This is a genomic window from Centipeda artemidis DSM 19719 (assembly GCF_000426665.1).
Lineage (GTDB): Bacteria > Bacillota > Negativicutes > Selenomonadales > Selenomonadaceae > Centipeda > Centipeda artemidis.
The window spans coordinates 79,275-104,825 of record NZ_AUFU01000007.1 but is presented as its reverse complement, the minus strand read 5'-3'; the positions used below and the strand labels follow the sequence as shown (position 1 = coordinate 104,825).

General features: G+C 57.2%; 28 protein-coding genes and 1 tRNA gene. 27 read left to right on the top strand and 2 right to left on the bottom strand.

Going from position 1 to position 25,551, the window contains the following annotated elements; genetic code table 11:
* Positions 1-38: 38 nt before the first annotated feature.
* The 21 genes from fliM (at position 39) to K341_RS0105615 (ending at position 19,013) form a co-directional block, all read left to right on the top strand.
* Positions 39-1,043: a flagellar motor switch protein FliM gene (fliM, locus tag K341_RS0105715; protein ID WP_009657666.1), complete on the top strand. Its 1,005-nt coding sequence runs from the start codon at positions 39-41 to the stop codon at positions 1,041-1,043.
* On the top strand, positions 1,033-2,223 hold the full coding sequence (gene fliY, locus K341_RS0105710; RefSeq protein ID WP_026762135.1) for a flagellar motor switch phosphatase FliY: 1,191 nt from the start codon (positions 1,033-1,035) through the stop codon (positions 2,221-2,223). The genes fliM and fliY overlap by 11 nt, the downstream gene beginning before the upstream one ends.
* Before the next feature lie 160 nt (positions 2,224-2,383).
* Positions 2,384-2,746, top strand: a complete 363-nt coding sequence (locus K341_RS0105705) for a response regulator (RefSeq protein ID WP_006692844.1) — start codon at positions 2,384-2,386, stop codon at positions 2,744-2,746.
* Positions 2,746-3,261, top strand: a complete 516-nt coding sequence (locus K341_RS0105700; protein ID WP_009349252.1) for a FliO/MopB family protein — start codon at positions 2,746-2,748, stop codon at positions 3,259-3,261. Before K341_RS0105705 ends, K341_RS0105700 begins: the two co-directional genes overlap by 1 nt.
* A gap of 14 nt (positions 3,262-3,275) precedes the next feature.
* Positions 3,276-4,043 (top strand): flagellar type III secretion system pore protein FliP, encoded by a 768-nt coding sequence (fliP, locus tag K341_RS0105695; RefSeq protein ID WP_009349251.1) that lies wholly within the window; start codon positions 3,276-3,278, stop codon positions 4,041-4,043.
* Between the two features lie 14 nt (positions 4,044-4,057).
* Positions 4,058-4,327 carry a flagellar biosynthesis protein FliQ gene (gene fliQ / locus K341_RS0105690; RefSeq protein ID WP_009349250.1) on the top strand — a complete coding sequence of 90 codons (270 nt, stop codon included), beginning with the start codon at positions 4,058-4,060 and terminating at the stop codon, positions 4,325-4,327.
* 12 nt (positions 4,328-4,339) lie between these two features.
* Positions 4,340-5,122, top strand: a complete 783-nt coding sequence (fliR, locus tag K341_RS0105685) for a flagellar biosynthetic protein FliR (protein WP_009349249.1) — start codon at positions 4,340-4,342, stop codon at positions 5,120-5,122.
* Complete coding sequence (flhB, locus tag K341_RS0105680) at positions 5,085-6,209, top strand: flagellar biosynthesis protein FlhB (RefSeq protein ID WP_009349248.1); 1,125 nt, start codon at positions 5,085-5,087, stop codon at positions 6,207-6,209. Before fliR ends, flhB begins: the two co-directional genes overlap by 38 nt.
* A gap of 121 nt (positions 6,210-6,330) precedes the next feature.
* Positions 6,331-8,415 carry a flagellar biosynthesis protein FlhA gene (gene flhA / locus K341_RS0105675; RefSeq protein ID WP_009657708.1) on the top strand — a complete coding sequence of 695 codons (2,085 nt, stop codon included), beginning with the start codon at positions 6,331-6,333 and terminating at the stop codon, positions 8,413-8,415.
* Positions 8,416-9,834 (top strand): flagellar biosynthesis GTPase FlhF, encoded by a 1,419-nt coding sequence (gene flhF / locus K341_RS0105670; protein ID WP_009349246.1) that lies wholly within the window; start codon positions 8,416-8,418, stop codon positions 9,832-9,834. It begins immediately after the preceding gene.
* A gap of 1 nt (position 9,835) precedes the next feature.
* Entirely contained in the window at positions 9,836-10,750 is a 915-nt protein-coding gene (locus K341_RS0105665) for a MinD/ParA family protein (RefSeq protein WP_009349245.1), read from the top strand.
* An 18-nt stretch (positions 10,751-10,768) separates the two neighbouring features.
* On the top strand, positions 10,769-11,461 hold the full coding sequence (locus K341_RS0105660) for a flagellar brake protein (RefSeq protein ID WP_009349244.1): 693 nt from the start codon (positions 10,769-10,771) through the stop codon (positions 11,459-11,461).
* On the top strand, positions 11,454-12,083 hold the full coding sequence (locus K341_RS11645; protein ID WP_009349243.1) for a CheB methylesterase domain-containing protein: 630 nt from the start codon (positions 11,454-11,456) through the stop codon (positions 12,081-12,083). The genes K341_RS0105660 and K341_RS11645 overlap by 8 nt, the downstream gene beginning before the upstream one ends.
* An 18-nt stretch (positions 12,084-12,101) precedes the next feature.
* Positions 12,102-14,153, top strand: a complete 2,052-nt coding sequence (locus K341_RS0105650; protein WP_009349242.1) for a chemotaxis protein CheA — start codon at positions 12,102-12,104, stop codon at positions 14,151-14,153.
* Between the two features lie 18 nt (positions 14,154-14,171).
* The gene (locus tag K341_RS0105645) at positions 14,172-14,645 is read left to right on the top strand and encodes a chemotaxis protein CheW (RefSeq protein WP_009349241.1); all 474 of its coding nucleotides are present in this window, start codon (positions 14,172-14,174) and stop codon (positions 14,643-14,645) included.
* Positions 14,646-14,681: 36 nt separating this feature from the next.
* Entirely contained in the window at positions 14,682-15,305 is a 624-nt protein-coding gene (locus tag K341_RS0105640; protein WP_009349240.1) for a chemotaxis protein CheC, read from the top strand.
* A gap of 1 nt (position 15,306) precedes the next feature.
* A complete protein-coding gene (locus tag K341_RS0105635; RefSeq protein ID WP_009657676.1) occupies positions 15,307-15,792 on the top strand; it encodes a chemotaxis protein CheD in 486 nt (161 codons plus the stop codon).
* A gap of 16 nt (positions 15,793-15,808) precedes the next feature.
* Complete coding sequence (locus K341_RS0105630) at positions 15,809-16,210, top strand: hypothetical protein (protein ID WP_009349238.1); 402 nt, start codon at positions 15,809-15,811, stop codon at positions 16,208-16,210.
* Between the two features lie 36 nt (positions 16,211-16,246).
* A complete protein-coding gene (locus tag K341_RS0105625) occupies positions 16,247-16,987 on the top strand; it encodes a FliA/WhiG family RNA polymerase sigma factor (protein ID WP_009349237.1) in 741 nt (246 codons plus the stop codon).
* 56 nt (positions 16,988-17,043) lie between these two features.
* Complete coding sequence (locus tag K341_RS0105620; protein WP_037349474.1) at positions 17,044-18,660, top strand: FapA family protein; 1,617 nt, start codon at positions 17,044-17,046, stop codon at positions 18,658-18,660.
* 17 nt (positions 18,661-18,677) lie between these two features.
* Complete coding sequence (locus tag K341_RS0105615) at positions 18,678-19,013, top strand: hypothetical protein (RefSeq protein WP_009438933.1); 336 nt, start codon at positions 18,678-18,680, stop codon at positions 19,011-19,013.
* Here the strand turns inward: K341_RS0105615 and K341_RS0105610 are convergent.
* Positions 19,003-19,233, bottom strand: a complete 231-nt coding sequence (locus tag K341_RS0105610; RefSeq protein ID WP_050992862.1) for a hypothetical protein — start codon at positions 19,231-19,233, stop codon at positions 19,003-19,005. The genes K341_RS0105615 and K341_RS0105610 overlap by 11 nt on opposite strands.
* Here K341_RS0105610 and K341_RS0105605 point away from each other — a divergent pair, their 5' ends adjacent.
* The 5 genes from K341_RS0105605 (at position 19,234) to K341_RS0105585 (ending at position 22,282) form a co-directional block, all read left to right on the top strand.
* Positions 19,234-19,953, top strand: coding sequence for a polyadenylate binding domain-containing protein (locus tag K341_RS0105605; protein WP_026762133.1), 720 nt, complete (start codon positions 19,234-19,236; stop codon positions 19,951-19,953).
* 35 nt (positions 19,954-19,988) lie between these two features.
* Positions 19,989-20,065, top strand: a tRNA-Pro gene (locus K341_RS0105600).
* An 84-nt stretch (positions 20,066-20,149) separates the two neighbouring features.
* The gene (locus K341_RS0105595; RefSeq protein WP_009349232.1) at positions 20,150-20,782 is read left to right on the top strand and encodes an NfeD family protein; all 633 of its coding nucleotides are present in this window, start codon (positions 20,150-20,152) and stop codon (positions 20,780-20,782) included.
* Positions 20,783-20,820: 38 nt separating this feature from the next.
* Positions 20,821-21,819 (top strand): flotillin-like protein FloA, encoded by a 999-nt coding sequence (gene floA, locus K341_RS0105590; RefSeq protein WP_009438743.1) that lies wholly within the window; start codon positions 20,821-20,823, stop codon positions 21,817-21,819.
* A gap of 10 nt (positions 21,820-21,829) precedes the next feature.
* A complete protein-coding gene (locus K341_RS0105585) occupies positions 21,830-22,282 on the top strand; it encodes a hypothetical protein (protein ID WP_026762132.1) in 453 nt (150 codons plus the stop codon).
* Positions 22,283-22,655: 373 nt separating this feature from the next.
* On the opposite strand, the gene K341_RS0105580 is transcribed toward K341_RS0105585, so the two are convergent.
* Positions 22,656-23,735, bottom strand: a complete 1,080-nt coding sequence (locus tag K341_RS0105580) for a M48 family metallopeptidase (RefSeq protein WP_081657283.1) — start codon at positions 23,733-23,735, stop codon at positions 22,656-22,658.
* A 218-nt stretch (positions 23,736-23,953) separates the two neighbouring features.
* Here K341_RS0105580 and rny point away from each other — a divergent pair, with 218 nt between their 5' ends.
* Positions 23,954-25,498 (top strand): ribonuclease Y, encoded by a 1,545-nt coding sequence (gene rny / locus K341_RS0105575; protein WP_026762130.1) that lies wholly within the window; start codon positions 23,954-23,956, stop codon positions 25,496-25,498.
* Positions 25,499-25,551 lie beyond the last annotated feature (53 nt).

Here is a 25,551-nt window from a genome sequence, read left to right as displayed (position 1 = left end):
CAACATGAAACACTGCACAAAGGGAAGGGGGAAGGGTCTTGGCTGAGGACGTACTGTCTCAATCCGAAATAGACAAGCTGCTTTCGGCACTTTCGGACGGCTCGGTTTCCGCCGAGGAAGTCAAGGCGGAGGAAGAAGAGCGTAAAGTCAAGGTATATGACTTCAAACGACCGGATAAGTTCTCGAAAGATCAGATTCGCACGCTCTTCATGCTGCACGAGAGTTTTTCGCGTCTCTTGAACACCTATCTGTCGGCAAGTCTGCGGACGATGGTCAACATCGAGGTGCTTTCGGTTGAGCAGATGACCTATCAGGAATTTGTCCAATCGATGGCGAACCCGGCGGTGATCGGCATCATTGCGCTGCCGCCGCTCAAGGGAAACATCATCATTGAGGTGGGGCCGGATATTGCGTTTGCATACGTCGACCGCGTCTTTGGCGGAGAGGGGAAGCCAAGTGTCAAGTCGCGCGCGCTGACGGATATTGAGAGCGCGGTAATGCGGCGCTTCATCGACACGGTGATCAACTATTTCCGTGAGGCGTGGAGCAACGTCGTGGAGTTCCGCCCGAACTTCGAGACGATGGAGACAAATCCGCAGTTTGCGCAGATTGTACCGCCCAGCGACATGGTCGTTCTGGTCACGATCCACATGAAGCTCGGAGACGTCGAGGGAATGATGAATATCTGCATTCCCTATCTAGTACTCGAGCCGGTCATGTCCAAACTCACAACATCGTTCTGGGTGGCGGCATCCGTCGACAGGGAAAGCTCGCCCGACCAGGTGGCGGATCTCCAACGCAAGATCGAGCGGACGTGGGTGCCGTTTTCGGTTGAGCTTGGAACCGTGGATATCACGATCAACGAGTTCCTCACACTCGGCTTCGGCGATGTGCTTCAGCTCGATACGCTGGCAAAAGATGAACTCGTCTGTTACGTCGGTACGAACGCAAAGTTCCGTGCGCATCCGGGCACGGCGGGGAAACGGATGGCCGTGCAGATATCCGGCATTATAGAAGGGGATGAAGACGCGAATGAGCGATGAAATGATCTCGCAGGAGGAAATAGATGCCCTCCTCAGCGGCGGATCGGTCGGCGACGCAGCAGCGCCCGCGGAGGAAGCACCGTCCGGCGATGCAGGCACATCCTCTGCCGAGGATGCGGGCGTTACCGATATGGAGCGCGACGCGCTCGGGGAAATCGGCAATATATCCATGGGCGGAGCGGCGACTACGCTGTCTGTCCTCTTGGGACGCAAGGTCTCCATCACAACGCCGACGGTATCGATCTCGAACCTCCGCCAGCTGAAGGAGAAGTACCCCATTCCGTTCCTCGTCGTCGAAGTCGGTTACAGCATCGGCATTGAGGGGAACAATGTCCTCTGCATCCAAGCGCGCGACGCGGCGATCATTGCCGATCTCATGATGGGGAATGACGGGACGAATCCCGACGAAGAACTCAGCGAAATCCATATGAGCGCGGTCAGCGAGTCCATGAATCAGATGATGGGCAGCGTCGCGACCTCGCTTTCCTCCATGTTTAACAAGAAGGTGGATATCACCCCGCCCGTTGTGACGCTTGTTGACCTCGGAACGGAAGAAGTCGTCTCAAAACTGCTTGATAAGGCTGATCCGATCGTGCAGGCGTCGTTCCGCATGGAAGTCGACGGTCTCATTGACAGCGAGATCATGCAGCTTCTGCCGCTTGATGTCGCAAAGGGCATGGTTGACGCACTGATGAATCAGCAGCCCGACGTGGAGAACGAAGGAGCGGAGATCGAAGCGGCACAGGCGGCACCCCCGCCCGCGGCAGCGCCCGCGCCTATGGCAGCGGCGCCCGCCGCACCTGCCGCACCCGCAAACTATGGATATGGAGCACCGCCTATGCAGCCGCATGTAGCATCGAACGTCCCTGTGCAGTCCGCGCAGTTCACTCCGCTGAGCAGCGTTCCCGTACAGGTCAACGACGCGAATATCGGCCTGATTCTCGACGTACCTCTTCAGGTGAACGTGGAGCTCGGCCGAACCAAGAAGTCCATCAAGGACATTCTCGATCTTACAAAAGGATCGATTGTGGAACTCGACAAGCTTGCCGGCGAACCCGTGGACATCATGGTCAACGGCAAGTATCTGGCGAAGGGCGAAGTTGTCGTCATTGACGAGAATTTCGGCGTTCGCATCACGGAGATTGTCAGTCCGCTGGAACGCGCCGCGCGTCTCCAATAGCGGGGAGAGCGGCGATCTTTTGAAAGAAGCATAGAAAGTCCTTGTCACAGGCGGCACTTTTCGTTATAATGGGTAGCGATTAAACCCAACATCACGGTGTGCGCGTTCAGTGCCCTTTGGATGGGGATGCTCTGAGTCAAGTGTAAGGAGAGATGAGAAAATGGCAACTCGCGTTTTGGTCGTTGATGATGCAGCATTTATGCGAATGATGGTCAAGGACATCCTGTCAAAAAACGGCTATGAAATCGTCGGTGAGGCAGAAAACGGGATGAAGGCACTCGAGAAATATCAGGAACTTAAACCGGATCTCGTGACCATGGATATCACGATGCCGGAAATGGACGGCATTACCGCCGTCAAGGAAATCAAGAAAGTCGATCCTGCGGCAAAGGTTGTTATGTGCAGTGCCATGGGGCAGCAGGCGATGGTCATCGAGGCGATCCAGGCGGGCGCACGCGACTTCATTGTGAAGCCGTTCCAAGCGGATCGCGTGCTGGAGGCTATTCGCAAAGCCGTCGGCTGATGAAAGAACGGATATTTTTTCTGTCCTTACTGCTCGGATGCACGCTTCTTGCACTATATGCAGGGGATGTGTCCGCCGCAGGTGAGACGGGCGGCGGATACCTAGCCGGTTATGAACAGGCTGACCCGCGCCCGTCGGCCGTATCATGGTGGTCGACGGTCGCCTATGTGGTCAGCCTTTTTGCTGTTTTCGCGTTCGTCGTCATCCTTGCCTATTTTGTTGCGCGCGCCTATGGGAAAAGCTCTATGCGAACGCTTGCGGCACGCGGGGGACAGGTCTATATGCAGCTGCCGCTCGGACCGAACCGCGCGGTCTGCGTTGTGGAGCTCTTCGGGCGCGTTTTTGTGTTGGGGGTAACGGATCAGAGCATCCGCCTCATTACGGAGATTGACGATCCGGAGACACTGGAGGAGATTCGCGCGAACGCCGCTGCGGGAGGGACGGGCGTTTTCAGCGAGCAGTTCGGCTCGCTCTCGGATTTCGTTCAAAAGATACCTCCGATCTTTCGCAGGTGAGGGGGCTGAGAGGAATGGGGGGGACAGCTTTGCAACGGCGCAGTTTGCTTGCTCTTGCGGGAGCGGCGCTCTTGCTTTGTCTTGCGGGACATGCAAGCGCCGCGCCGCTCATTCCAACCGTAAGTCTCGACGTGGGGACGTCGGAGAATCCGCAGGATGTTGCCGCGAGTATGCAGCTCCTCGCGGTGCTTACGGTGCTTTCGCTTGCGCCGGCAATGCTCATCATGACGACGTCCTTCGTACGCATCGTCGTTGTCATCGGTTTTTTGCGCAATGCACTCTCGACGCAGAACGTCCCGCCGAATCAGGTGGTACTCGCTCTGTCGCTCTTCCTCACGTTCTACATCATGGCGCCCTATTGGGGACAGGCGAACGAGAACGGCATCCGACCCTATCTCGACGGGCAGATCACACAGGAACAAGCCCTTGAAAATGTCGTAGAGCCCATGCGTGATTTTATGTTCCGTCAAACGAGGGAATCGGATCTCGCGCTCTTTGTGAACCTCTCGGATGCGGAGCGTCCCAATTCGCCGGACGACGTTTCGACATTTACGCTCATCCCCGCGTTCATCATCAGTGAGCTCAAGACCGCGTTCCAAATCGGTTTTATGATCTATATTCCGTTCATTGTCATCGATATGATTGTGGCAAGTACGCTGATGTCGATGGGCATGATGATGCTGCCGCCGGTCATGATTTCGCTGCCGTTCAAAATACTGCTGTTCGTGATGGTCGACGGGTGGCATCTGCTGATCCAGTCGCTCATCATGAGCTTCCGCTGACGGGGGGCGAAGCGATGTCCGGAGATTTGGTCATCCAGCTTGCCCAAGAAGCGCTCATGATCGTGCTCTTGGTATCCGCCCCGATGCTTGGGCTCGGACTCATCGTCGGTCTCTTGGTCGCGGTGTTTCAGGCGACAACCTCCATTCAGGAACAGACGCTGGCCTTTATTCCAAAGATCGTGGCGGTCTTTGTCGCGATTCTCATCTTTGGTCCGTGGATGCTGCGGATCATGGTGGAATATGTGACCAATGTTTTCGTCAATCTGCCGCAATACCTGCGGTAAGAGGAGGGGCACATGGATCTCTATGAGCTGCTCCAAGGTCATATCGCGGCGTTCCTGCTCATGCTGACGCGCATCAGCGGCATCTTTCTCATATCGCCTTTTTTCGGCAGCATGAATATTCCTATGTTCTTTCGCGTCGGCATCGCGCTCGCAATGAGCGTTGTCCTCTTTCCCGTGGTCGACGGACTCGGCACGCCCGAAACGCCGCCAAGCATTATTATGTTTGGCGCAGCGGTACTCGGAGAACTGTTCATCGGCTGGCTGATCGGTTTTGTGGCTTACATATCGTTTGCCGCCATCACAATGGCGGGCAAGGTCATGGACATGCAGGTGGGCTTTGCCGTCGTCAATGTTGTAGATCCGACTTCCGGTCAGCAGATCCCGCTCATCGGAAGTTTTCTTTATAATCTGGCGGTGATCATTCTGCTCGTCACGAACGGGCACCACATGCTCATCGCGGCGCTTGTGGAAAGCTTTCGTGCCGTCCCGCTCGCGGGTCTGGAGGCAAATATTTCCCTCGCGCTCATCATTGCGAATTTTACGGGGACAATTTTCCTCACAGGCATGAAGATTGCGATGCCGATCACATTCGCGATTCTGCTGACGAACGTCGGACTCGGTATCCTCTCCCGGACGATGCCGCAGATGAATATCTTTGTCGTCGGTATTCCCATGCAGCTCATGATCGGGCTTTTTGTACTTTCGATGATCATGCCGTTTTATGTCTTATTCCTGGATGTGCTGTTCAATGAAATGTATGGAAATATATCGCTTGCGATACGCGCCCTGCAATAAGCGCGCATTCGTCTTCGACCTCCAGCGTTTCGCGGGCGGGGAAAAGACGGAAGAACCAACTGCAAAGAAGCGCGCCGACGCCCGCAAAAAAGGGCAGGTCGGGCGCAGTCAAGAGCTGAATACGGCGTTTGTCCTCCTCATCGGTTTCTTTTCGCTGAAGCTTCTCTGGGATTCTATCTACCTTGCGATCGCATCGTACACGACCTACGTGTTCGCAAATCTCAATCAACCGGTTGATACGGAAAACATCGTACGGCTCTTCATCGGGATTATGGAGATCCTTGCCAAGACCGCGCTGCCGATCATGCTCTTCATTATGCTCATTGGGCTTGCCGTTAATTTCTTTCAGGTGGGTCTCAACTTTAACACGGAGGCCATCGAGTTCAAACTCGATAAGCTCAATCCCATCAACGGATTTGGACGTATCTTTTCAAAACGCTCCCTCGTGGAGCTGGCGAAGTCCTTTTTTAAGATCCTCGTCATAGGATTTTTCCTCTACCGCTTCATCCACGAGCAAATCATTGCAATGCCGCAGTTCATGTTCTTTGACCTGACGACGAGTCTTGCGCTTGTCGCCGAGATCATCTTCCAGATGGCGTTCATCGTCATCGGCGTGATCATGATCATGGCGGTCGCAGACTACGGCTACCAGAACTGGCAGACGACGCAGGATCTCAAGATGACGAAACAGGAAGTCAAGGATGAGATGAAGCAAACCGAGGGCGATCCGCAGATCAAGGGGAAGATCCGGCAGAAGCAGCGGCAGATGGCAATGGCACGCATGATGAAGGAAGTGCCGAAGGCGGACGTCATCATCACGAACCCGACGCATTACGCAGTGGCGCTTGCCTATGAAAAAGGAATGGTCGCACCGACAGTCCTGGCCAAAGGACAGGATCTCGTCGCGCAGCGCATCAAGGAACTCGGACGCGAGGCGCGCGTTCCCATCGTCGAGAACAAGCCGCTCGCACGCACCCTGTATGCCGCCGTGCAGGTAGGCGATGCCGTGCCGCAGGAGCTCTATCAAGCAGTTGCAGAGGTGCTTGCCTACGTCTACCGGCTCAAACATGCAAGGCGCGGCGCATAATCCGTGACAAAAGTCATATTAGCATTTGACGTGTTTGGAATATTTGATATAATATTAAGGAGATCGTGACGGCAACCGTTGCACTCCACAGGGAAATGGGAAAGAAGGGGTGAGTGAGGGCATGGCAGCATCGCAGTCCGGCAGCATCAATCCGCTTTCATCCGGCAACCTCATACAACGGTATAGTGATGTTCTGATCGCTGTCGCCATTGTGACGATTGTCATTATGATGATCATTCCGCTGCCGACCATCATCCTGGACATACTCATCTGTCTCAATATCACGATTGCCCTGCTCGTCGTCATGTCGGCAATCTATAATGTGGAGGCGCTCGACCTTTCCGTATTCCCGTCGCTGCTCCTCATCACAACGCTGTTCCGATTGGCACTCAACATCTCCTCAACGCGTCTTATCCTGCTCAACGGCTATGCAGGCGAGGTCATCACCGCATTCGGCAATTTCGTTGTCGGCGGCAACGCGGTCGTCGGCTTCATCGTGTTCGTTATCCTTGTCATCGTCAACTTCATCGTCATCACCAAAGGATCCGAGCGCGTCGCCGAAGTCTCGGCGCGATTCACGCTCGACGCGATGCCGGGGAAACAGATGGCAATCGACGCCGACCTCAACCAAGGCGCTATTTCGGATGCCGAGGCAAAACGGCGCCGTGAGAAAGTACAGCGCGAATCCGACTTCTTCGGCGCGATGGACGGTGCCTCAAAGTTCGTCAAGGGCGATGCGATCGCGGCGATCGTCATCATGATGATCAACATCGGCGGCGGCTTCGTCATCGGCATGCTCCAGCGCAACATGGACGCGGCACAGGCACTCCAGACCTACACGCTGCTCACCGTCGGCGAGGGACTCGTCGCGCAGATTCCGGCACTGCTCATCTCGACGGCGACCGGTATCATCGTGACCCGTTCGGCAGCGGAGGGGAACCTCGGCAGCGACCTCGTCAAGCAGCTCTTCCGCAACGATCGCATCTTTATGATCCTTTCGGGCGTCCTGCTCTTCCTTGCCGTTATGCCCGGGCTTCCGGGCATCCCGTTCTTTGCGCTTGCCTGTACCTGCGCGTTCATTGCGTGGAACCTCCACCGCGGTCAAACGGCGGTGCAGGAAGTCCAGAAGGTCGAGCAGAAGGCAAAGGCGAAAAAAGAAGCAACGACGCCCGAGAACATCGTCTCGCTCCTGCAGGTCGATCCGATGGAACTCGAGATCGGCTACAGCCTCATCCCGCTCGTCGATACGGGACAGGGCGGCGATCTGCTCGACCGCATCGTCATGATTCGGCGGCAGTGTGCGCTTGAACTCGGGCTTGTCGTCCCGACCATCCGTATCCGCGACAACATCCAGATCAAGCCCAATGCCTATATCATCAAGCTCAAAGGCATTGAGATTGCGCGCGGCGAGCTGATGCTCGACCATTATCTCGCGATGAACTCTGGCACGGTCTTTGAGGAAGTGCCGGGCATTGAGACGGTTGAGCCGGCGTTTGGACTGCCTGCCCTTTGGATCTCGGAGAACGAGCGCGAGCAGGCGGAACTCAACGGATACACTGTCGTCGATGCCGTTTCCGTGCTCGCAACGCATCTCACGGAGATCATCAAGCAGCATGCCGATGAGATCCTAGGGCGTCAGGAGACGCAGAACCTTCTCGATAATCTGCGCAAGACCAACGGTGCACTTGTGGACGAGGTCGTCCCGAATCTGCTTACCGTCGGCGAAGTGCAGAAGGTACTTGCAAATCTCCTGCACGAGCGCATCTCCATCCGCGATATGAGTACGATCCTCGAAGTTCTTGCCGATTACGGCGCGGCGACGAAGGATACGGACATCCTCACCGAGTACGTCCGCCATACGATGGCGCGGCATATCACCCAGCAGAACGTGCAGAACGGCATACTGCCGTGCATCACGCTCGACCCCGCACTCGAGAACAAGATCGCGGGCGGGGTGCAGCGCACAGAGCACGGATCATATGTCAGCCTCGATCCGGACTCTATGCAGAAACTGCTCACGGTTTTGCAGGAAGAGCTCAACAAGCTCACGGATCAGGGGTATCAGCCCATTGTTCTCACGAGCCCGACCGTGCGTCCCTATTTCCGCAATCTTGTCGAGCGCTCTATTTCCGGACTCATCGTCCTTTCCCATGCGGAAATTGAACAGAATGTTGAAATACAAATCCTTGGGGTGGTGAGAATCTAAGTGCAGGTCAAGACCGTACGCGCTTCCTCGGTGAAGGAAGCGATGGAGCAGATCAAGGACGAGCTCGGCAGCGATGCCGTACTCCTTCATACAAAAAAATATCGTGAAGGCGGTATGCTCGGCGGCGCGGAGATGATCGAGGTGACGGCGGCGGTGGATGAGACACAGTCTCGTGTGCCGCGTTCTGCAGCGGCATATACACCGCCGCCTGCACCAATTCTCCCAACGAATGCGGCGGAGCGGTACCGCATGAACGAAGAAGCCTTCGCAGGGGGAACCGTCGGTGTGGCTCCTGCCGCGGTGCCGCAGGGGTATGATACCTATGCACCCGCGTATCAGTCTCAGGAATCAATGTATGCAGCGGATGGATACGGGACCGCGGCCGCAATGAACCTGCAGTCCCCCCCCGCTGCGGCACCGGTGCAGCAAACCGCGCCGCTGCAGCCGCAGCCGGTGGAGCAGCCTGCACCGCCGTCCTATACGCAGCACGTACCACCCCCTGCGACACAGCCTGAGCCGCTCGCGGAACCTCATGCCGAACATGAGGAGGACGATGCGTCTGCCGCGCGGATTCGTCTGCTTGAGGACGAACTGGCGCAGATGAAGACGATGCTTGCCGCGATGATGGCCGCGTCGCAGCCCAAAGAGATTGTCTCCATCCGAGATGCGCTCAAGCGGCAGGATGTGCGGAAGGAGCTTCGCGAAGAGCTTGCCGCGAAAGTGCCCGTCGCCGATATTAACCTCGACAGTCTCAGCCCACGAGCTAAGGAGGTTCTGGCGGGGTATCTCTCACAGGTGATGAAGTTCACCGACGGGCTGAGACTCGGTGCGCACGGCTCGCGTGTCGTTGCCTTCATCGGCACAACGGGCGTCGGCAAGACGACGACGCTTGCTAAAGTGGCGGCGCATTTCGTTCTCGAGCAGAACCTCAAGGGGGCGCTCATCACGGCGGATACCTACCGCATCTCCGCCGTGGAGCAGCTCAAAAAATATGCGGAGATTCTAGGACTCCCCGTCGAGGTTGTCTATTCCGCTGCAGATCTCAAAAAGGCGATTGCCCGCCACCGCAGCAAAGATTTTATTCTCGTCGATACGGCGGGGCGGAGCCAGTACAACGACTTCCAAATGGACGAGCTCAAGCAGCTGCTCGCCGCACATCCCCGTATGGAAAAACATCTTGTCGTGAGCGCCACGACGAAGGAGCAGGATGCAGCCGAGATCATGGCGCGGTTTTCCGCCTGCAAGCCCGACCGCATCATCTTTACCAAGACGGACGAAACACGCAGCGTCGGTGTGGTACTGAACCTTCTCGCGGGCAAGGAGCTGCCGCTGTCGTTCCTTTCGAACGGTCAGAGCGTGCCGGACGATATCATTCCGGCGACGGCACAGCGTCTGGCGGAACTCTTGTTGAGGGAATGACATGACAGATCAGGCAACGCGCCTGCGCCAAATGGCAGGTGTCGACGGGGCGCAGACGCCGGCTCCCGTGCAGACACCGGCGCCGCTCGCACCCGCACAGGCGGAGGCATGGGCAAATGTGCGCGTGATCGCCATTACCAGCGGCAAAGGCGGGGTCGGCAAGACAAATATTGCGGTCAACCTTGCCATCGCGATCAAGCGCATGGGGCATCGCGTTCTTGTCATCGATGCGGATCTCGGCATGGCGAACGTGGATGTCCTGCTCGGCGCTGCGTCACGCAAGCATTTGCTGGATCTTCTCCGACCGGACGTCGGCCTCACGGACGTCATGGTGGAGACGCCGTACGGCATCCGATACATCTCCGGCGGATCCGGCATCGAAAAAGCGATGGATTACGATCATGCCGAAAAATTACTGCTTCAGCAAAAGCTTGCGGACTGCGCCGCACACGCAGACATCATCATCGTGGACACAGGCGCGGGGCTCGGGCGCAACGTGATGGACTTTATCCTCGCTGCAGACGAGGTGCTGCTCGTCACGACGCCAGAGCCGACATCACTCACGGACGCCTACGCGGTTATGAAGGCATACAGCATCTATGCCGTGCAGAAAAATTTGCGGCTCATCATCAACCGTGTCTACGAGCCGAAAGAGAGCCGCGAAGTGATGGCGAAACTCGAGCGTGCAGCGGAAAAATTCCTGCATATGCCTGTTGCATGTCTCGGCTATGTCTTTGAGGATACCGCCGTTACCAAGGCAGTGCGGCGGCAGACCCCGATCATTGAGGCGGAGCCGGGCAGCGCCGCCGCACGCTGCATTGAGGCGCTGGCAAAGGCGCTCGTTACAGGAACGGAAATGAAAGTTCAGCGCGGATGGAAAGGTTTTTTGCAACAAATTTTTAAGTTTTCAACCTGAACAGGGAGGATATTTTTGATGGCGGGCGAATTGGTACAGGCAAGGAATATTTTGGCCATTGGGCAGCGGCTCGAAATATTTTTTGAAAACAGCGAGGAAGGAACCAGCGGCTACAGCAGTCGTGTGGAGGACATCGTCGGAGACGATCTCGTTGTTGCCATGCCGGTGGATGAGCGCCATGTTCCGGTCATCCCGCGTGCCCGCGAGAACCTCTATGTCCTCGCGGCAGGCGACGGGTGTCACTTTCGCTTTTTCAGCACCTACCGGAAACACGGGCGGATCGACGGGCGCCTCCCCGTTCTGCATATGTCCATCCCTGAGATTGCCGAGCGGTTCCAAAAGCGCGGTCTCTTCCGTGTGAAGGTAAACCTTATCGTCACTGTGCGCCTCGTTGACCGGGAGGGACAGATTGACGCGCCGGTTCGTGTCCGCGTCGTTGATCTCAGCGGCAGCGGCATGGCGTTCGTTTGGCCGAAGCAAGTTCCGCTCAACTCGGATGCTGCGCTTGAGATCAACGATATCCCGGGGGTCGGGACACTGGAACTTATGTCGCGTATCATGCGCTGCACGCGCATTGCACGGGAGGACGATCTGCCCGTGTATCACGTTGGGGTGCAGTTCCAAAGCCTGTCGCGCGCTCTGCGGGATAAGATCGTTCGCTATCTCTTCCAAGTACAGCGGGCACAGGTAGGACGCGAAACCAATGACTAAACAGGATCGCAGCCGGCAGTCCGGCAATCGGGGCGCACCCGATGCACGCACGCGGTCACGTTTGGTTGTGATCGGGTCTTCGACGGGCGGCCCGCAGGCGCTGCAGACCGTCATCATGGGACTTTCGAAAGACTTTCCATGTCCCATCGTCGTCGTTCAGCACATGCCTGCCGGATTTACCGCAGCGCTTGCCTCGCGGCTCGACAGCATTGCTGCCGTTTCCGTAAAGGAGGCACACGATGGAGAGATTCTAGTGCCGGGTTGTGTTTATATCGCGCCGGGCAATTATCACTTGCGGATTCTGCATGACGCGGGAGGGCGCCGCATCGCACTCAGCGACGAGCCGCCCGTCGGCAACCATCGCCCCGCCGTCAATGTGATGTATGAATCCGTCGCACACCTCGGCAAGGATATCGTCGCAGTTATTCTCACGGGAATGGGGCACGACGGCCGGGATGGGATGCATCAAATTAAGGATAAGGGCGGCTACTGCATTGCGCAGGATGAAGAGACCTGTGTTGTTTACGGAATGCCAAAATCTGTGATCGACGCCGGGCTTGCCGATGAGATATGCCCATTGCCGCGTATCGCCGAGGCGATCGAGGCGGCTGTGAGAAGATAGGAAATAGGGGGAATATCAATGGATAACCAGTATATGGACATGTTCCTGGACGAGTCGCACGAGCATCTGCAGTCCCTCAACGAAGGCTTGCTGCGCCTTGAGGAGAACATGGAGGAGATCGGCGCCGTCAACGACATCTTCCGCAACGCACATACACTCAAGGGGATGTCGGCGACGATGGGATTTGCCAAAATTGCCGAGCTCACGCATGAGATGGAGGATGTACTCGATCTCGTCCGCAAAGAACAGCTCAAGCTGAATGAGGATATTATGGACACGCTGTTCAAATGTCTGGATTCGCTCGAGCAGATGGTGGACAGCGTCGGTAACGGCGAAGCGGAGGACGTTGTCGACGTAACGGATCTTGTCGCTAAACTCAGCTCCATCTCCAAAGGGACGCCGCCGCCTGCTGCGGCAGCTCCCGCCGCAGCAGCGCCTGCAGCGGCCGAAGCAGCTGCGGCAGGCAGCGAACTTGACATCGATGAGATTGATCTCGACGTCATGAAAAAGGCGAAAGAGGCCGGGCTGCATATCTATCACGTCAAGGTGACGCTGATGGAGACCTGTGTCCTCAAGGCTGCACGATCCGTCATGGTCATGCATGCCCTCGACGAGGTCGGCGATGTCATTAAGAGCATCCCTGCGGCGGAAGACCTCGAGCAGGAAAAGTTTGAGCGCAGTTTTGACGTTGTCGTCACCACGGCGAACGACGCGGAGGCAGTGCAGAACGCCGTCGATACGGTTTCGGAGATCGAGGACATTGCCGTCGAGGAGCTGGATCCCGACCAGTTCGGCAAGGCGGCGGAAGCGGCGCCTGCGGCTACACCCGCCGCAGCTGCCGCACCCGCAGCTGCGGAGCCGGCAAAGAAGGCCGCGCCGGCAGCCGCCAAACCCGCGGCAGCACCTGCGAAAAAACAGCACCAGAGCCAGAGCGTCCGCGTCGATATCGAAAAGCTCGATACGCTGATGAACCTCATGGGCGAGCTGGTGATCAATAAGGTGCGTCTCGAGCAGATTGGCCAGACGCACCGCATGAGCGATCTCATGGAGACGCTCGAGCAGATGGATCGCGTGACGGGCGACCTGCAGAACATCGTTATGAAGGTGCGCATGGTTCCTGTCAGTGCTGTGTTCAACCGCTTCCCGCGCATGGTGCGCGACGTATCGAAGGAACTCGGAAAAGAGATCAACCTCACTATCGAGGGTGAGGAGACGGAACTTGACCGTACCGTTATCGACGAGATCGGCGATCCGATTATGCATCTTCTCCGCAACTCACTCGACCACGGTGTCGAGAGTCCCGACAAGCGCGAGGCAAAAGGGAAGCCGCGCGTCGGTGAGGTGGGGCTTATTGCGCGTCATGAGGGCAATAACGTCGTCATCATGATCACGGACGACGGTGCGGGCATCAACGCCGACGTCATCCGCCGCAAGGCGGTGGAAAAGGGCATGATCTCGCAGGATGAAGCGGATCGTCTCGACGATGCGGATGCCGTTCGTCTCATCTTCCTGCCCGGCTTTTCCACGGCGGAGCAAATCACCGATATTTCGGGGCGCGGCGTCGGTATGGACGTCGTGCGCAGCAAGATCGAAGCGCTCTCGGGTCATGTCGATGTTGAGACGCATATCGACGAAGGTTCGGTCTTTAAGATCAAACTGCCGCTGACACTCGCCATCATTCAGGCGATGCTCGTGCAGGTGCAGGACGAGATGTACGCCATCCCGCTCGGCTCCATTGACAGTACCATCAACATTGAACCGTCGGATATTCAGACCGTCCAGAACAAGGAGGTCATTGTCCTGCGCGGCGAGATTATCCCGATCATCCGCATGGAGGAGGCTTTGCAGGTACCGCATACAAAGGACTCCGACGAACTCTTCGTCGTCGTCGTGCACGCGGGCGAAGCAAAGGCGGGCATTGTCGTGGACAATCTCATCGGACAGCAGGAAATCGTTATCAAGACGCTCGGGAACCTCTTTGCAGGGCTCAAGCTTTTCGGCGGCGCTACGGTGCTCGGCGACGGCAAGGTCGCGCTGATTCTCGATGTCGCAACGATGATACAGCAGTAAGCAGGGGAGGGCAAAGAAATGGCAGAAGAAATGAATCAGACGGAGACGGGGATGCCGCAGAACAACCAGTATGTGGCGTTCAACCTCCGCGATGAAGAATACGGCGTCAGCATTCTGAACGTGCAGGAGATCCGCAACCTCACGGATATTACGCGCGTACCGTTTGCCGCGGATTTTATCAAGGGCGTCATCAATCTGCGCGGCTCGGTGCTCCCTGTCATTGACCTCAAGCAGCGCTTGGGGCTCGCGGAGACGCCGTACACAGACCGCACCCGTATTGTCACCGTTTCCGTTGACGATGTGCATGTCGGTATGCTCGTCGATGCTGTGACGGAAGTGCTCAGCCTTGAGAACGAGCCCGTCGATACGAAGAAGGCGACGAATGCACGTGAGAGCAGCCGGTTCCTCAGCGGCATTGGCAACATCAACGGGAGACTCATCGTGCTCCTCAATCTTGAGGAGATCGTCGGGCTTCCGAAAGAAGTGAAATAACGCGTCTTTTCTCTACGGGAAGAGGTAGGGCTAATAATGTCAGTAGACGATGATCTGACCCAACTGTCGGAACTCCAGTTGGATGTGCTGCAGGAGATCGGAAACGTCGGCGCGGGCAACTCCGCGACGGCACTTTCCCGTCTCATACAGCACCGCATTGAAATGAATGTGCCCCATGTGGCTCTCGTTAAAATCGAAGACGTACCGGAATTTGTCGGCGGCCCGGAACTGGTTGTCGTCGGTATTTTTCTGCGCGTTTACGGAAAGGCGCCGAGCAACATTCTCTTCCTCATCCCGCAGGAAAGCGCATTTGCACTTGCGGATACGCTGCTCGGCCGGGAGCGCGGCGAGACACCTGAACTCGACGCGATGGATGAATCCGCGCTTATGGAGATCGGCAACATCCTTGCCGGTTCCTATTTGAACGCGTTCTATACGTTCACGGGCATGAGTATGCTGCCGTCCGTTCCGGCGCTGGCCGTCGATATGGCGGGAGCAATTCTCAATGTGGTGCTTGTTCAGCTCGGCGAGATGGGGGATCATGCCCTCCTCATCGAGACAAATTTTCAGGCTGAGGACCGCACCATCAGCGGACATTTCTTCCTTGTGCCGGATCCCGGATCTCTCGGCAGCATAATGAATGCGGTAGGAGTTGGATGATATGCCGGATTTGATAAAAGTCGGTATGGCCGACTACAAAGTCGGCGCGGCTCCATCCACCCTCATCAGCTATGGATTGGGCTCGTGCATCGGACTTTCCCTGTATGACCCGAAGGCAAAAGTCGGCGGACTGCTCCACTACATGCTGCCGGACAGCAAGCAGGCGCGTGCGTCCGACACGCCGGCAAAATTTATCGACACGGGATTTCCCCTGATGCTGGCCGATGTTTTGAAACTTGGCGCAGTTAAATCACGCCTTGTGGCAAAGATTGCGGGCGGCGCGCAGATGTTTGCGTTCTCGAATACGACAAGCGTTATGCGCGTCGGAGAGCGCAATGCACAGGCGGCAAAGGAGCTCTTGGCACAGCATGGGATCCGCCTCATTGCGGAGGACACCGGACTCAATTACGGACGCACGGTCGCGATTGACTTAAACGACGGCACCTATACGGTCAAGACCGTCAGCAAGGGAGATAAAACGATATAGGGGCAGGTGAAGATCTATGTTCAAACTCGGTATGGCGCTTGTCTTTGCCGTGATTGCGGCGCTCGTGATATTCCTGACCGGACTGATCGGCGGCGTACGGCTCTCGACCGCGTGTCTGCGGAGTCTTGTGGGCTTTATCTGTGCCGGCGCATTTACTTATCTTACAGTATTTATCCTTGAGGCAAAGGGCTGGGCTGCGTTTGATAAGACCGCAGAGCAGCGCATGTCGGACATGCAGAGCGTACTCTACAATGCGGACGACATCGATTTTGACTCCGTGGGCGCGGCGGACGGGGCTCCGCAGGACTTTGCAGAGCCTATGGCGTTTAAGCCGCTCGTGGAAGAAGAGCTCGTTCACATGAAGACACCGGAAGAAGCCGCAGCGGAGGAAGGGGAACCGATGCCGGCACCGGCATAAATGGGAACCGGAAGCATGGCGTGAGGGGGCGATCAGATGGCGCAGACGGAGGACATCGAGGCACTGTGGCAGGCGTACGGCACGGAAAAGACCGTGGAGGTGCGCAACCGCATTGCAGAATATTATTTGCCGCTCGTTCGTCTTGTTGCCGGGCGGATTGCCATCAGTCTGCCGCAGCATGTGGATCGAGAGGATCTTCTCAGCAGCGGTTTTTTTGGACTTCTTGACGCCATTGAGCGCTATGAACTGACACGCGGCAATAAATTCGAAACCTATGCGGGTGTGCGTGTGCGGGGCGCGATGCTCGATCATCTGCGATCGAAAGACTGGATTCCCGTCAGCGTACGCCAAAACATCAAGAAATATGAAAAGGCTGTGGCAAGTCTCGAAGGGAAACTCGGCCGCACAGCAACGGACGAGGAGCTTGCAGCAGAACTCGGGCTTACGCGCGAGGGGCTGCGGCATTTGGAGAGTCAAGTCAGCGCCGCAACCGTGATCCCGCTGGAGGAATATCTTCGTACGGACAGCCCGGTCTCTCTTGAGGACGGACCGGTTGAACATGCGGAGTGGACGGAGGTCAAGGAAACCCTTGCCGCCGCCATTGAAAATCTCCCGGAAAAAGAACGTACCGTCGTTGCACTTTACTATTACGACGAGATGACACTGAAGGAAATCGCCGCGATACTGCACCTTTCCGAGGCGCGCATATCGCAGCTCCATACAAAAGCAATCTTCCGAATGCGGGGCTCGCTTGCACGGATGAATGACGAAGAATAGGGATGTTGTAGGGAATATTGCGTTGAATCGTTGAAACAGCAGCGCAATTTTGAAGGATGGAGCGTGGTCCTGTGGACAAAACCGTTGGGAGCAAGCGCGAGGGCTTTTTGCTCGCGCTGAAAGCGGATGGAAACTATCTGACCGTCTATCCGGAGGGGGAGGACAGTGCAATCATCGAGCTGGCGGATATCCGCCAACACCTTGATTCCGCGGGCATAACGGATTACGATGTCCTTCAGCTTGCGCGCCTTGTGCGTGCGGCGGACGGAACGGAGACGAAGCTCGACCCTGCGCCGGAGGAGGAAGAGGGGGAGGAGAATAAGATCATTCCCTTCACCATTGAAATCGCGCGCGACGCGATGTCCGCCGCCGTCCGGTTCGACGATAAACAGGGGAACATTCCGCCGAGCACGGCCGACATCCTTGAAGCGCTGGCGGAGAAGAAAATCGTTTACGGGATCGACCGCGAGGCAATCAGCCGCGGCGTATCGCGCATGACACCCTTTATGGCAGCGCGCGGTACAGCACCCGAGGCAGGGACGGATGCACGCATCGAAAAGAAATTCGACATGGGGGAGAAGGGGCGTCCTGCCGCGCGTGCCTATGACCGCGTCGACTACAAGGATATGAATATCTTTATCCGGGCGCAGATCGGCGATGTTGTTGCCGTTCGCATCCCGGAGACGCTGGGTATTCCGGGGAAGAACGTATTCGGGGAGGATATCGCGCCGAAGCCGGGCAAGCCCGCACAGCTGCCGCAGGGCAAGAACACAAAGATCGTCAACGACCATGAACTCGTCGCTATGATCGACGGTCAGATCGTGGATGACGGCAAGATCAGCATCGACCCGCATCTTGTGATCGATTCGAGCGTTGACGTCGGCACGGGAAATATTGATTTTGCCGGAAGCGTTGAGATTCGCGGCGACGTGGAAAGCGGATTCGTTGTCAAGGCGGCGGGCGATATCGAGATCAAGGGCATGGTCGGCGGTGCGGAGGTCACAGGGCGCAACGTCATCGTCCACGGCGGCATCCGCGGCATGAACATCGGAAAGATCCGGGCGGAAGAAGATGTCAGCATCTCCTTTGTCGAGAATGCGAACATCTCCGCCGGGCGCGACATCTTTGTCAATGACGTGGTTCTCCATTCGGAGATGCGCGCGGGACATCACGTCACCGTCGAGGGCAAGCGCGGCATCATCACGGGCGGCTCGGTGGGTGCCGGGGAATCCGTACACGCGAGCGTATTCGGCAATAACTTCTATGTGCAGACCAATATTTTTGTCGGCATTGATCCCAATCTTCAGCAGCGCTATGACGCACTTGAAAAAGAGTGCAAAGAGGATGAGAAGCGGCTGACCGAGATCAAGCTGTCCCTTGAAACCCTTAAGAAGCAGGATATGTCGAAGCTCTCGGATAAGCGCAAAGAGCAGATGCTGCAATTGACGAAAGTGCAGTTCCCGCTTGCAGGGAAGATCAAGCAGATGCAGGAGGAACTTGCCGCTATGCGCGTGGAGCTGGACGAGATGAAGCAGGGCAGCGTCTCCGCGACGGACACGATTTTCCCCGGGGTCAACATCTCGCTCAACGGTGTCAAGCGTAAGGTTGAGGAGGAACTTCGGCATACGAAGATGCGCATGGTGGATGGAGAAATCGTTACAGCGATCCTTTAAGAGAGGCAGGTGCCGCTATGAATGTCACTCCTATCAGTATGCAGATGATGTTCCCGCAGTCCAACGAGGCAGGGAATGTCCAGAGCAACATGCAGAATCAGGTCAACATCCAGCAGAGCTTTGAGTCCATCCGGCAAAAGGAGGACGCGGAGCTTGCCCGAAAGCAGGTACGCGCCAAGGAAGAGGCGAGCGCAGACGCGCGTGTAAAGGACGACCCTGAGCGCGAGCGGCGTCAGGGGCGCGGCGGTGACGGGCGGCGCCGCAGAGACGGCGGTGAAGATCAAGGAGTCGAGCTTTTGCAGCGGCTTGCCGCCGATCCGAGCCGCGGCGTGCATCTTGACATCAGTTTCTAACACATACGGATAAGGGAGGCGTCCGGTCATCATTTCCATTACTGAAATCCTCGGCGCGCTCATCATACTCGGCGCCGTCCTCCTGCTCATCGTCCGCTTCGTCATCCATCGCCGTCAGCGCAGCGAAGAGGACGAGGAGGATCTTGCCGTTTCGATCGAGAAGCTGAAAAAAGAACTCCAACAGTCTGCGGATACCATCATCAAGCGGCTGGGAAGTCATGTGACAAAGCTCGAAGGGCTTCTGCGCGAGGCTGACGATCGGCGTGTGCGCCTTGAGACGCGTGTTGCGGACGCGCAGCGGCTCGAGTGGGCACTGCGCCAGCGTATCGAAGAGCTTGAGCGGCGTCTGCGCGATTTGGGACAAAACGCGCAGCCTGTGCCGCAGACGTCGGCGCAAATACCCGTACAGCAGACGGCAGCACAGATGACAGTGCCGCAGCAGGCGATGCAGACCATGCCCTTGCCGCCCGTCGGAGAAGCCTCCGCGCAGCGTGTGGACGGAGATGACTTCGCTGCAGTGCTTCATCAGTCGATCCTGCGCGAGCAGGCGCGCGGTACGGCGGAGACGATGCCTCCCGTCACGGTACAGACAGCCGCATCGCCTGTAGTGCAGCAGAATACGCCGGCAATTCAGCCGCCGCCCATGCAGCCGGTGCCGCTCTCTCCGCGCAGCCGTGCGGATGCGTATCTGCGTCAGATGCCCGAGAGCAGCGGACGCCCGCATGACGATGCCGTCCTTACCGCACGGGTGCAGGCAATGCAGACCGCAGAGCCGAGCGCAGCAGCTCCGGCAGAGGAACCACTGCCGCCCGAGGACGAGGCGATCGGCAAGGCCCGCGCTCTCCTGCGCGCGGGACGTACGATCGAGCAGGTGGCACGCGAGACGGGCGTTGAGATCGGTGCGCTGCGCCTGATGAAGCAAATGACTGCAAGGGATTGACAAAAAGGCGAAATACGGCTATAATATCATTCGTTCGGGACGTAGCTCAGTTTGGTAGAGCGCTTCCTTGGGGTGGAAGAGGTCGTGAGTTCAAATCTCGTCGTTCCGACCATTTTTCTGCATAGGGACTCCGCGCGGGGCTGCGCGGAGCTTTTTTGTTATAGAAAGCACATGGGCAGAAAAAGGAGGCGATCCCATGGATTTTATTGTCGATATCGGTGCAGTACAGGTGCTTCTCGTCGCCGTCATGTTTCTCTCTGTCATGGTGGAGGTCAAGACGGGGGGACTCGGCGTCGGCGTACTTCTAGGACTTGTTGCGGCGGGCGTATTTTGGGGCAGCCATTATACCCGCGGACTCGTAGAGTTCTATCATATCGCGGTGTTCCTTGCGGGTGTCCTGATGATCATTGTGGAGATCCTGCTGCCTACGGTGGGACTGCTTGCAGGGCTCGGCGTCGCGGCGATGCTTTACAGCATCGTGCTCGCGCTCGGCGGCGATATCGGCGCACTCGCGGCACTTGGGATCGCGCTCCTCATCTCCATCGCCGCTTTCATGCTCATCGTCTCGCGCCTGCCCTCGAGCAGACTTTGGAACAAGGTCGTGCTGCACGACAGCTCGCGGTCTGAGCGCGGCTTTGTCAGTGCAGAGGAGCATACCGAACTCGTTGGCAAGATCGGCGAGGTCATCACGGAGCTGCGTCCTTCCGGAACCGTGCGCATCGATGGGCGTCCCATTGACGTCGTTTCCGAGGGCGTGTTTATCAAGAAGGGAACGCAGGTTGTCGTTCTGTCCGTCAGCGGCAGCCGCGTTGTCGTGCGCCCTGTATAGCGCACGCATTGTATGACGGTATTGTTCAGGAGGTTTTTATGGGATCACTGTTCGGAGGAGCATTCCTCATTATCATCGTCGTTCTTGCGGTATCGATCTTCCTTCACTTTGTACCGCTTGGACTTTGGGTATCCGCCATCTCGGCAAACGTATCCGTCGGCATCATGTCGCTCATTGGAATGCGTCTGCGCCGCGTGCCGCCGAGCCGCATCGTGCTGCCGCTCATCAAGGCAAACAAGGCGGGGCTTGATGTCAGCGTCAATCAGCTTGAGGCGCATTACCTTGCGGGCGGCAACGTGGACAAGGTTGTCGACGCGCTCATCGCATCGCACCGCGCACAGATCGCTCTCCCCTTTGAACGGGCGGCGGCGATCGATCTCGCGGGGCGCGACGTGCTTGACGCCGTGCAGATGAGCGTCAATCCGAAGGTCATTGAGACGCCGATTGTCTCTGCGGTCGCCGCGAACGGCATCGAGCTGAAGATCAAAGCACGCGTCACCGTGCGCGCAAACATCGACCGTCTCGTCGGCGGTGCGGGCGAGCCGACCATCATCGCGCGCGTCGGCGAGGGTATCGTTACGACGGTTGGCTCCTCGGAGAGCCACAACGACGTGCTCGCGAACCCCGACGACATCTCCAAGACCGTGCTGGACAAAGGGCTCGATGCGGGCACGGCATTTGAGATCCTTTCCATTGATATTGCGGACGTCGACGTCGGGCGGAACATCGGTGCGGAGCTCCAGACCGATCAAGCCGAGGCGGATAAGCGCATCGCGCAGGCAAAGGCGGAGGAGCGCCGCGCGATGGCGGTCGCACGCGAGCAGGAGATGAAGGCCTATACGCAGGAGATGGAGGCCAAGGTCGTCGAGGCACAGGCAGAAGTGCCGCACGCGATGGCACAGGCGCTGCGCGAAGGCAAGCTCGGCGTCATGGACTACTATCAGCTCAACAACATCCAGTCGGATACGGATATGCGTCACGCCATCAGCACGGCGGGCAAGACCGATGAGAAACATCCAACGCCGCCCGTGAAGTGAGGAGATCGAGATGGAGTATCTTCTGCTCATTGTGATCGCGGTTATCGCATCACTGCTTGATGATAGGATTCGTGGAAAGAAAAAAGTGCCCCCGCCGACACTCCCGCATGAAATTCCAAAGCCAACGACGAAGGTGGAGCGTCGGGAAGAGGGGGCGCGATTTGAAATCCCGCCGATGCGCAATGTGCCGCAGGAAGTACAGCCCGCAATAGATACCGGTGTCCTGCGCGCGCAGGAAGAGATGCGTGCGGCATGGGAGGCAGCACGGCGCGAAGAGGAGCGGCAGAGACGCCGCCGCAGAGAAGAAGAACAGCGCCGCGCTGCCGCAGAGAAGGCAGCAGCAGTGTCTGCACGGCGGCGCGTCCCGCACCGCATCCTGCCGCAGATAACGCCTGCCGCGATGCAGCAGGCGGTGGTGATGGCGGAGGTGCTGGGCAAACCGCTGTCACTTCGACGGCGATGACACCCTATCTTGGCGCCTCGCTGTGTATTATATGGGGCTAGCGTTTTAGCACGGCTTGGGGTATATTTCTTGCCGCTGCGCACCATGGACTGCAAAGCGGCGGTCTTACATTGTCCGACCTTGAAAGCCTCCGTGCCGTACCGCCCCGTTGGGGGGAATGCTCCGCGGCTGCGATAATATGCCTCTCGCCGTACGTCATACGGCGCGATACACATGTTGTGCGCGTACGCTGTTGTATATCCACGCATCGTGGGAGCGTTCTTGGCGCGGCGAGGAAATGACAATGTTAGGCGCGAAAATCCTGCGCCGGACGATCAAAAAAAGAGACGACTGCACGCTGCAATCGTCTCTTTTTTGATGCCGTTTTACGGATTTACTTAATTTGATTCAAAAGTGTGGCGATCTCTGCTGCACTGCGGTCATTACCGGTCGCCGTCATGATGGGCTGTGCGCCGAGCATGACGGTATTGCCGCTGGCATATGCTTCGGAGCGGGCATGTCCGTTCTTATACGCGGCGGCAAGATTGCCCATAACGAAGTAGGCACGCTCGGCGGAGGTCATGTCTCCGGCAGCGGCGGGAGCGATGAACTCCTTTTTGTTGATCTGAACGGTACCATTATCCATAGCAACATGACCGCCGCTCATCGCCGTCAGTTTTTTCGCATAGTTGTCGCGGCGCGCTACATTTGACGGATGATCGGCGGCACCGGACATGATCTTGAACACGTTTGCAGGATTGTTTCCCTGCAGATCGATCATGCGCTGCCAAACGGCTGCGGTCGCACCCGGATTGTAGTTTGAGTGCGACAGATACTCAAAAGCAAGATTGTCCGCTTCCCATTCCATCGGTTTTGTGAGTCCTTGTCCGCTCCAAATGTTCGCAGCGATGGCTCCGAGTACTGTGCCCGTTGCGCTGGCAAGGATGGCGGGACCGAGGGAGCTCTTCATCCCTTTCGCGGGATGATCCTTCTGTCCGTGACCCATCTCGTGTGCGAGGACGACGGCAATCTCGTCCTCGTTCGTCAGATAGTCGTAGAGACCAACGTTGACGCTCATATTGTGTCCGAGCGTGCAGAATGCGTTGAAGCTCTCGTCATTGTTGATGAAGTAATTGTACGGGCGGTCGTAAATCGTGGGATCCGTTGCGCCGATCGCTGCGGTGAGATTTGAAAAAATACGGTGCAGCTGCTCGTTGCGCGCCGTACCGTAATAGACGCCGTATTTCTCCTGCAGCTCTCCAAAGAGTGCCTGGCGCCCCTCCTCCGTCGTATTGTAGTACTTGATTTGTTTGTTCATTTCGGACGCTGCGATCGTACCGCCTATGACGGCGCCGATGATATTGCCGATGCCTGCCTCGGCCACCGCAGGCGTGCCGAGCGTCACGCCCGCCGCCATAGAGAGCGAGACGGCGAGCGTCACACCGCCGTGCAGAAACTTATTTTTCCGCATCATATTCCCTCCTTTTCCTGTGAACACATGAATAAAGTATAAACAAATTCCCATGTAATTGTCTATAGTAGAAACGTCATTTTTTTTACGAGAAAGATTAAAATATCGTGGGCGGCCGGAGCGATAAGAGCATGGATTGCATTCTTGACACTATTGTCAAAAACTATTAAAATGAATGGGAGTATTTTCTAGCAATAAATTGGAACTTTGAAAACGAGGAGGTGGCCGTTATCGTTACTGAACTATTAGCGGTAATTATTGCTGTTATCGTCGGTGCAGGCGCAGGATACTATGCGCGTATGCGTACGGCGGAAGCTAAAATAGGATCAGCCGAGAACGAAGCAAAACGCATTGTTGAGGACGCGGAAAAGCGCGCCGAGACAAAGCAGAAGGAAGCCCTGTTAGAGGCGAAGGAGGAGATTCAGCGCCGCCAGCAGGACATTGAACGCGACGCCAAGGAACGCCGGAGCGAGCTCCAGCGTCTCGAGCGCCGTGCGATACAAAAGGAAGAGAATCTCGACCGCAAGCTCGAATCGATCGAGAAGAAAGAGGAAGGGCTTTCCCGCAAGGAGGCACGCATTGAAAAGGCGCAGGCGGAAGTTGACGCACTTTATGAAAATCAGCGTGCGGAACTCGAGCGCATCTCGGGGCTGACATCCGAGGATGCACGTACCGTGCTCATGGCGGAGGCGGAAGAAGAGCTAAAGCATGAGAAGGCGCGCAAGATCAAGGAGTACATCCGCGAGACGAAGGAGGAGTCCGATAAGGCAGCGCGCGAGATTCTAAGCGTTGCCATTCAGCGCTGTGCGGCGGATCATGTCGCAGAGACGACAGTATCCGTCGTTGCGCTCCCGAACGATGAGATGAAGGGGCGCATCATCGGACGTGAGGGACGAAATATTCGCACGATTGAGACGCTTACAGGCATTGATCTCATCATCGATGATACGCCTGAAGCGGTGATCCTCTCGGGCTTCGACCCTGTGCGCCGCGAGATTGCGCGCATCGCGCTCGAAAAACTCATTCAGGACGGGCGGATCCATCCCGCCCGCATCGAAGAGATGATTGAGAAGGCGCGGCGCGAAGTCGATCAGCGCATCAAGGATGCGGGCGAACAGGCGACGTTCGAAACGGGCGTCCATGGCATTCATCCTGAGCTCGTGCGTCTGCTCGGACGTATGCGCTACCGTACAAGCTACGGACAGAACGTTCTTGCCCACTCCATTGAGGTTGCCCATCTGGCGGGACTCATGGCGGCGGAACTCGAATGCGACGTTATGCTCGCGAAACGCGGCGGCCTGCTGCACGACATCGGCAAGGCGGTCAGCCATGAAGTAGAGGGACCCCATGTGACGGTCGGCGCCGATCTCGCACGCAAGTACCGTGAGTCGAAGGAAGTCATCAACATCATCGCATCGCATCACGGCGATGTCGAGGCGACGACCGTCGAAGCTGTTCTTGTTGCAGCGGCGGATGCCGTCTCTGCGGCACGGCCGGGCGCGCGTCGCGAGAGCCTTGAGTCCTATATCAAACGGCTCAAGGCACTCGAGGAGATCGCCGAGTCGTTTGATGGCGTGGAGCGTTGCTTTGCCATTCAGGCGGGGCGTGAGATTCGCGTCATGGTTCAGCCGGACAAGGTGGACGATGCGGGCGCCGCAGTGCTTGTTCATAATATCGTAAAGAAGATCGAGGGGGATCTCGAATATCCGGGACAGATCAAGGCCACGGTGATCCGTGAGACCCGTGTCGTTGACTACGCAAAATAACGGGACTAGCGTTATGGCGCCCGAGGGGGGCGTGTGGGGGAGGCATGCACCTC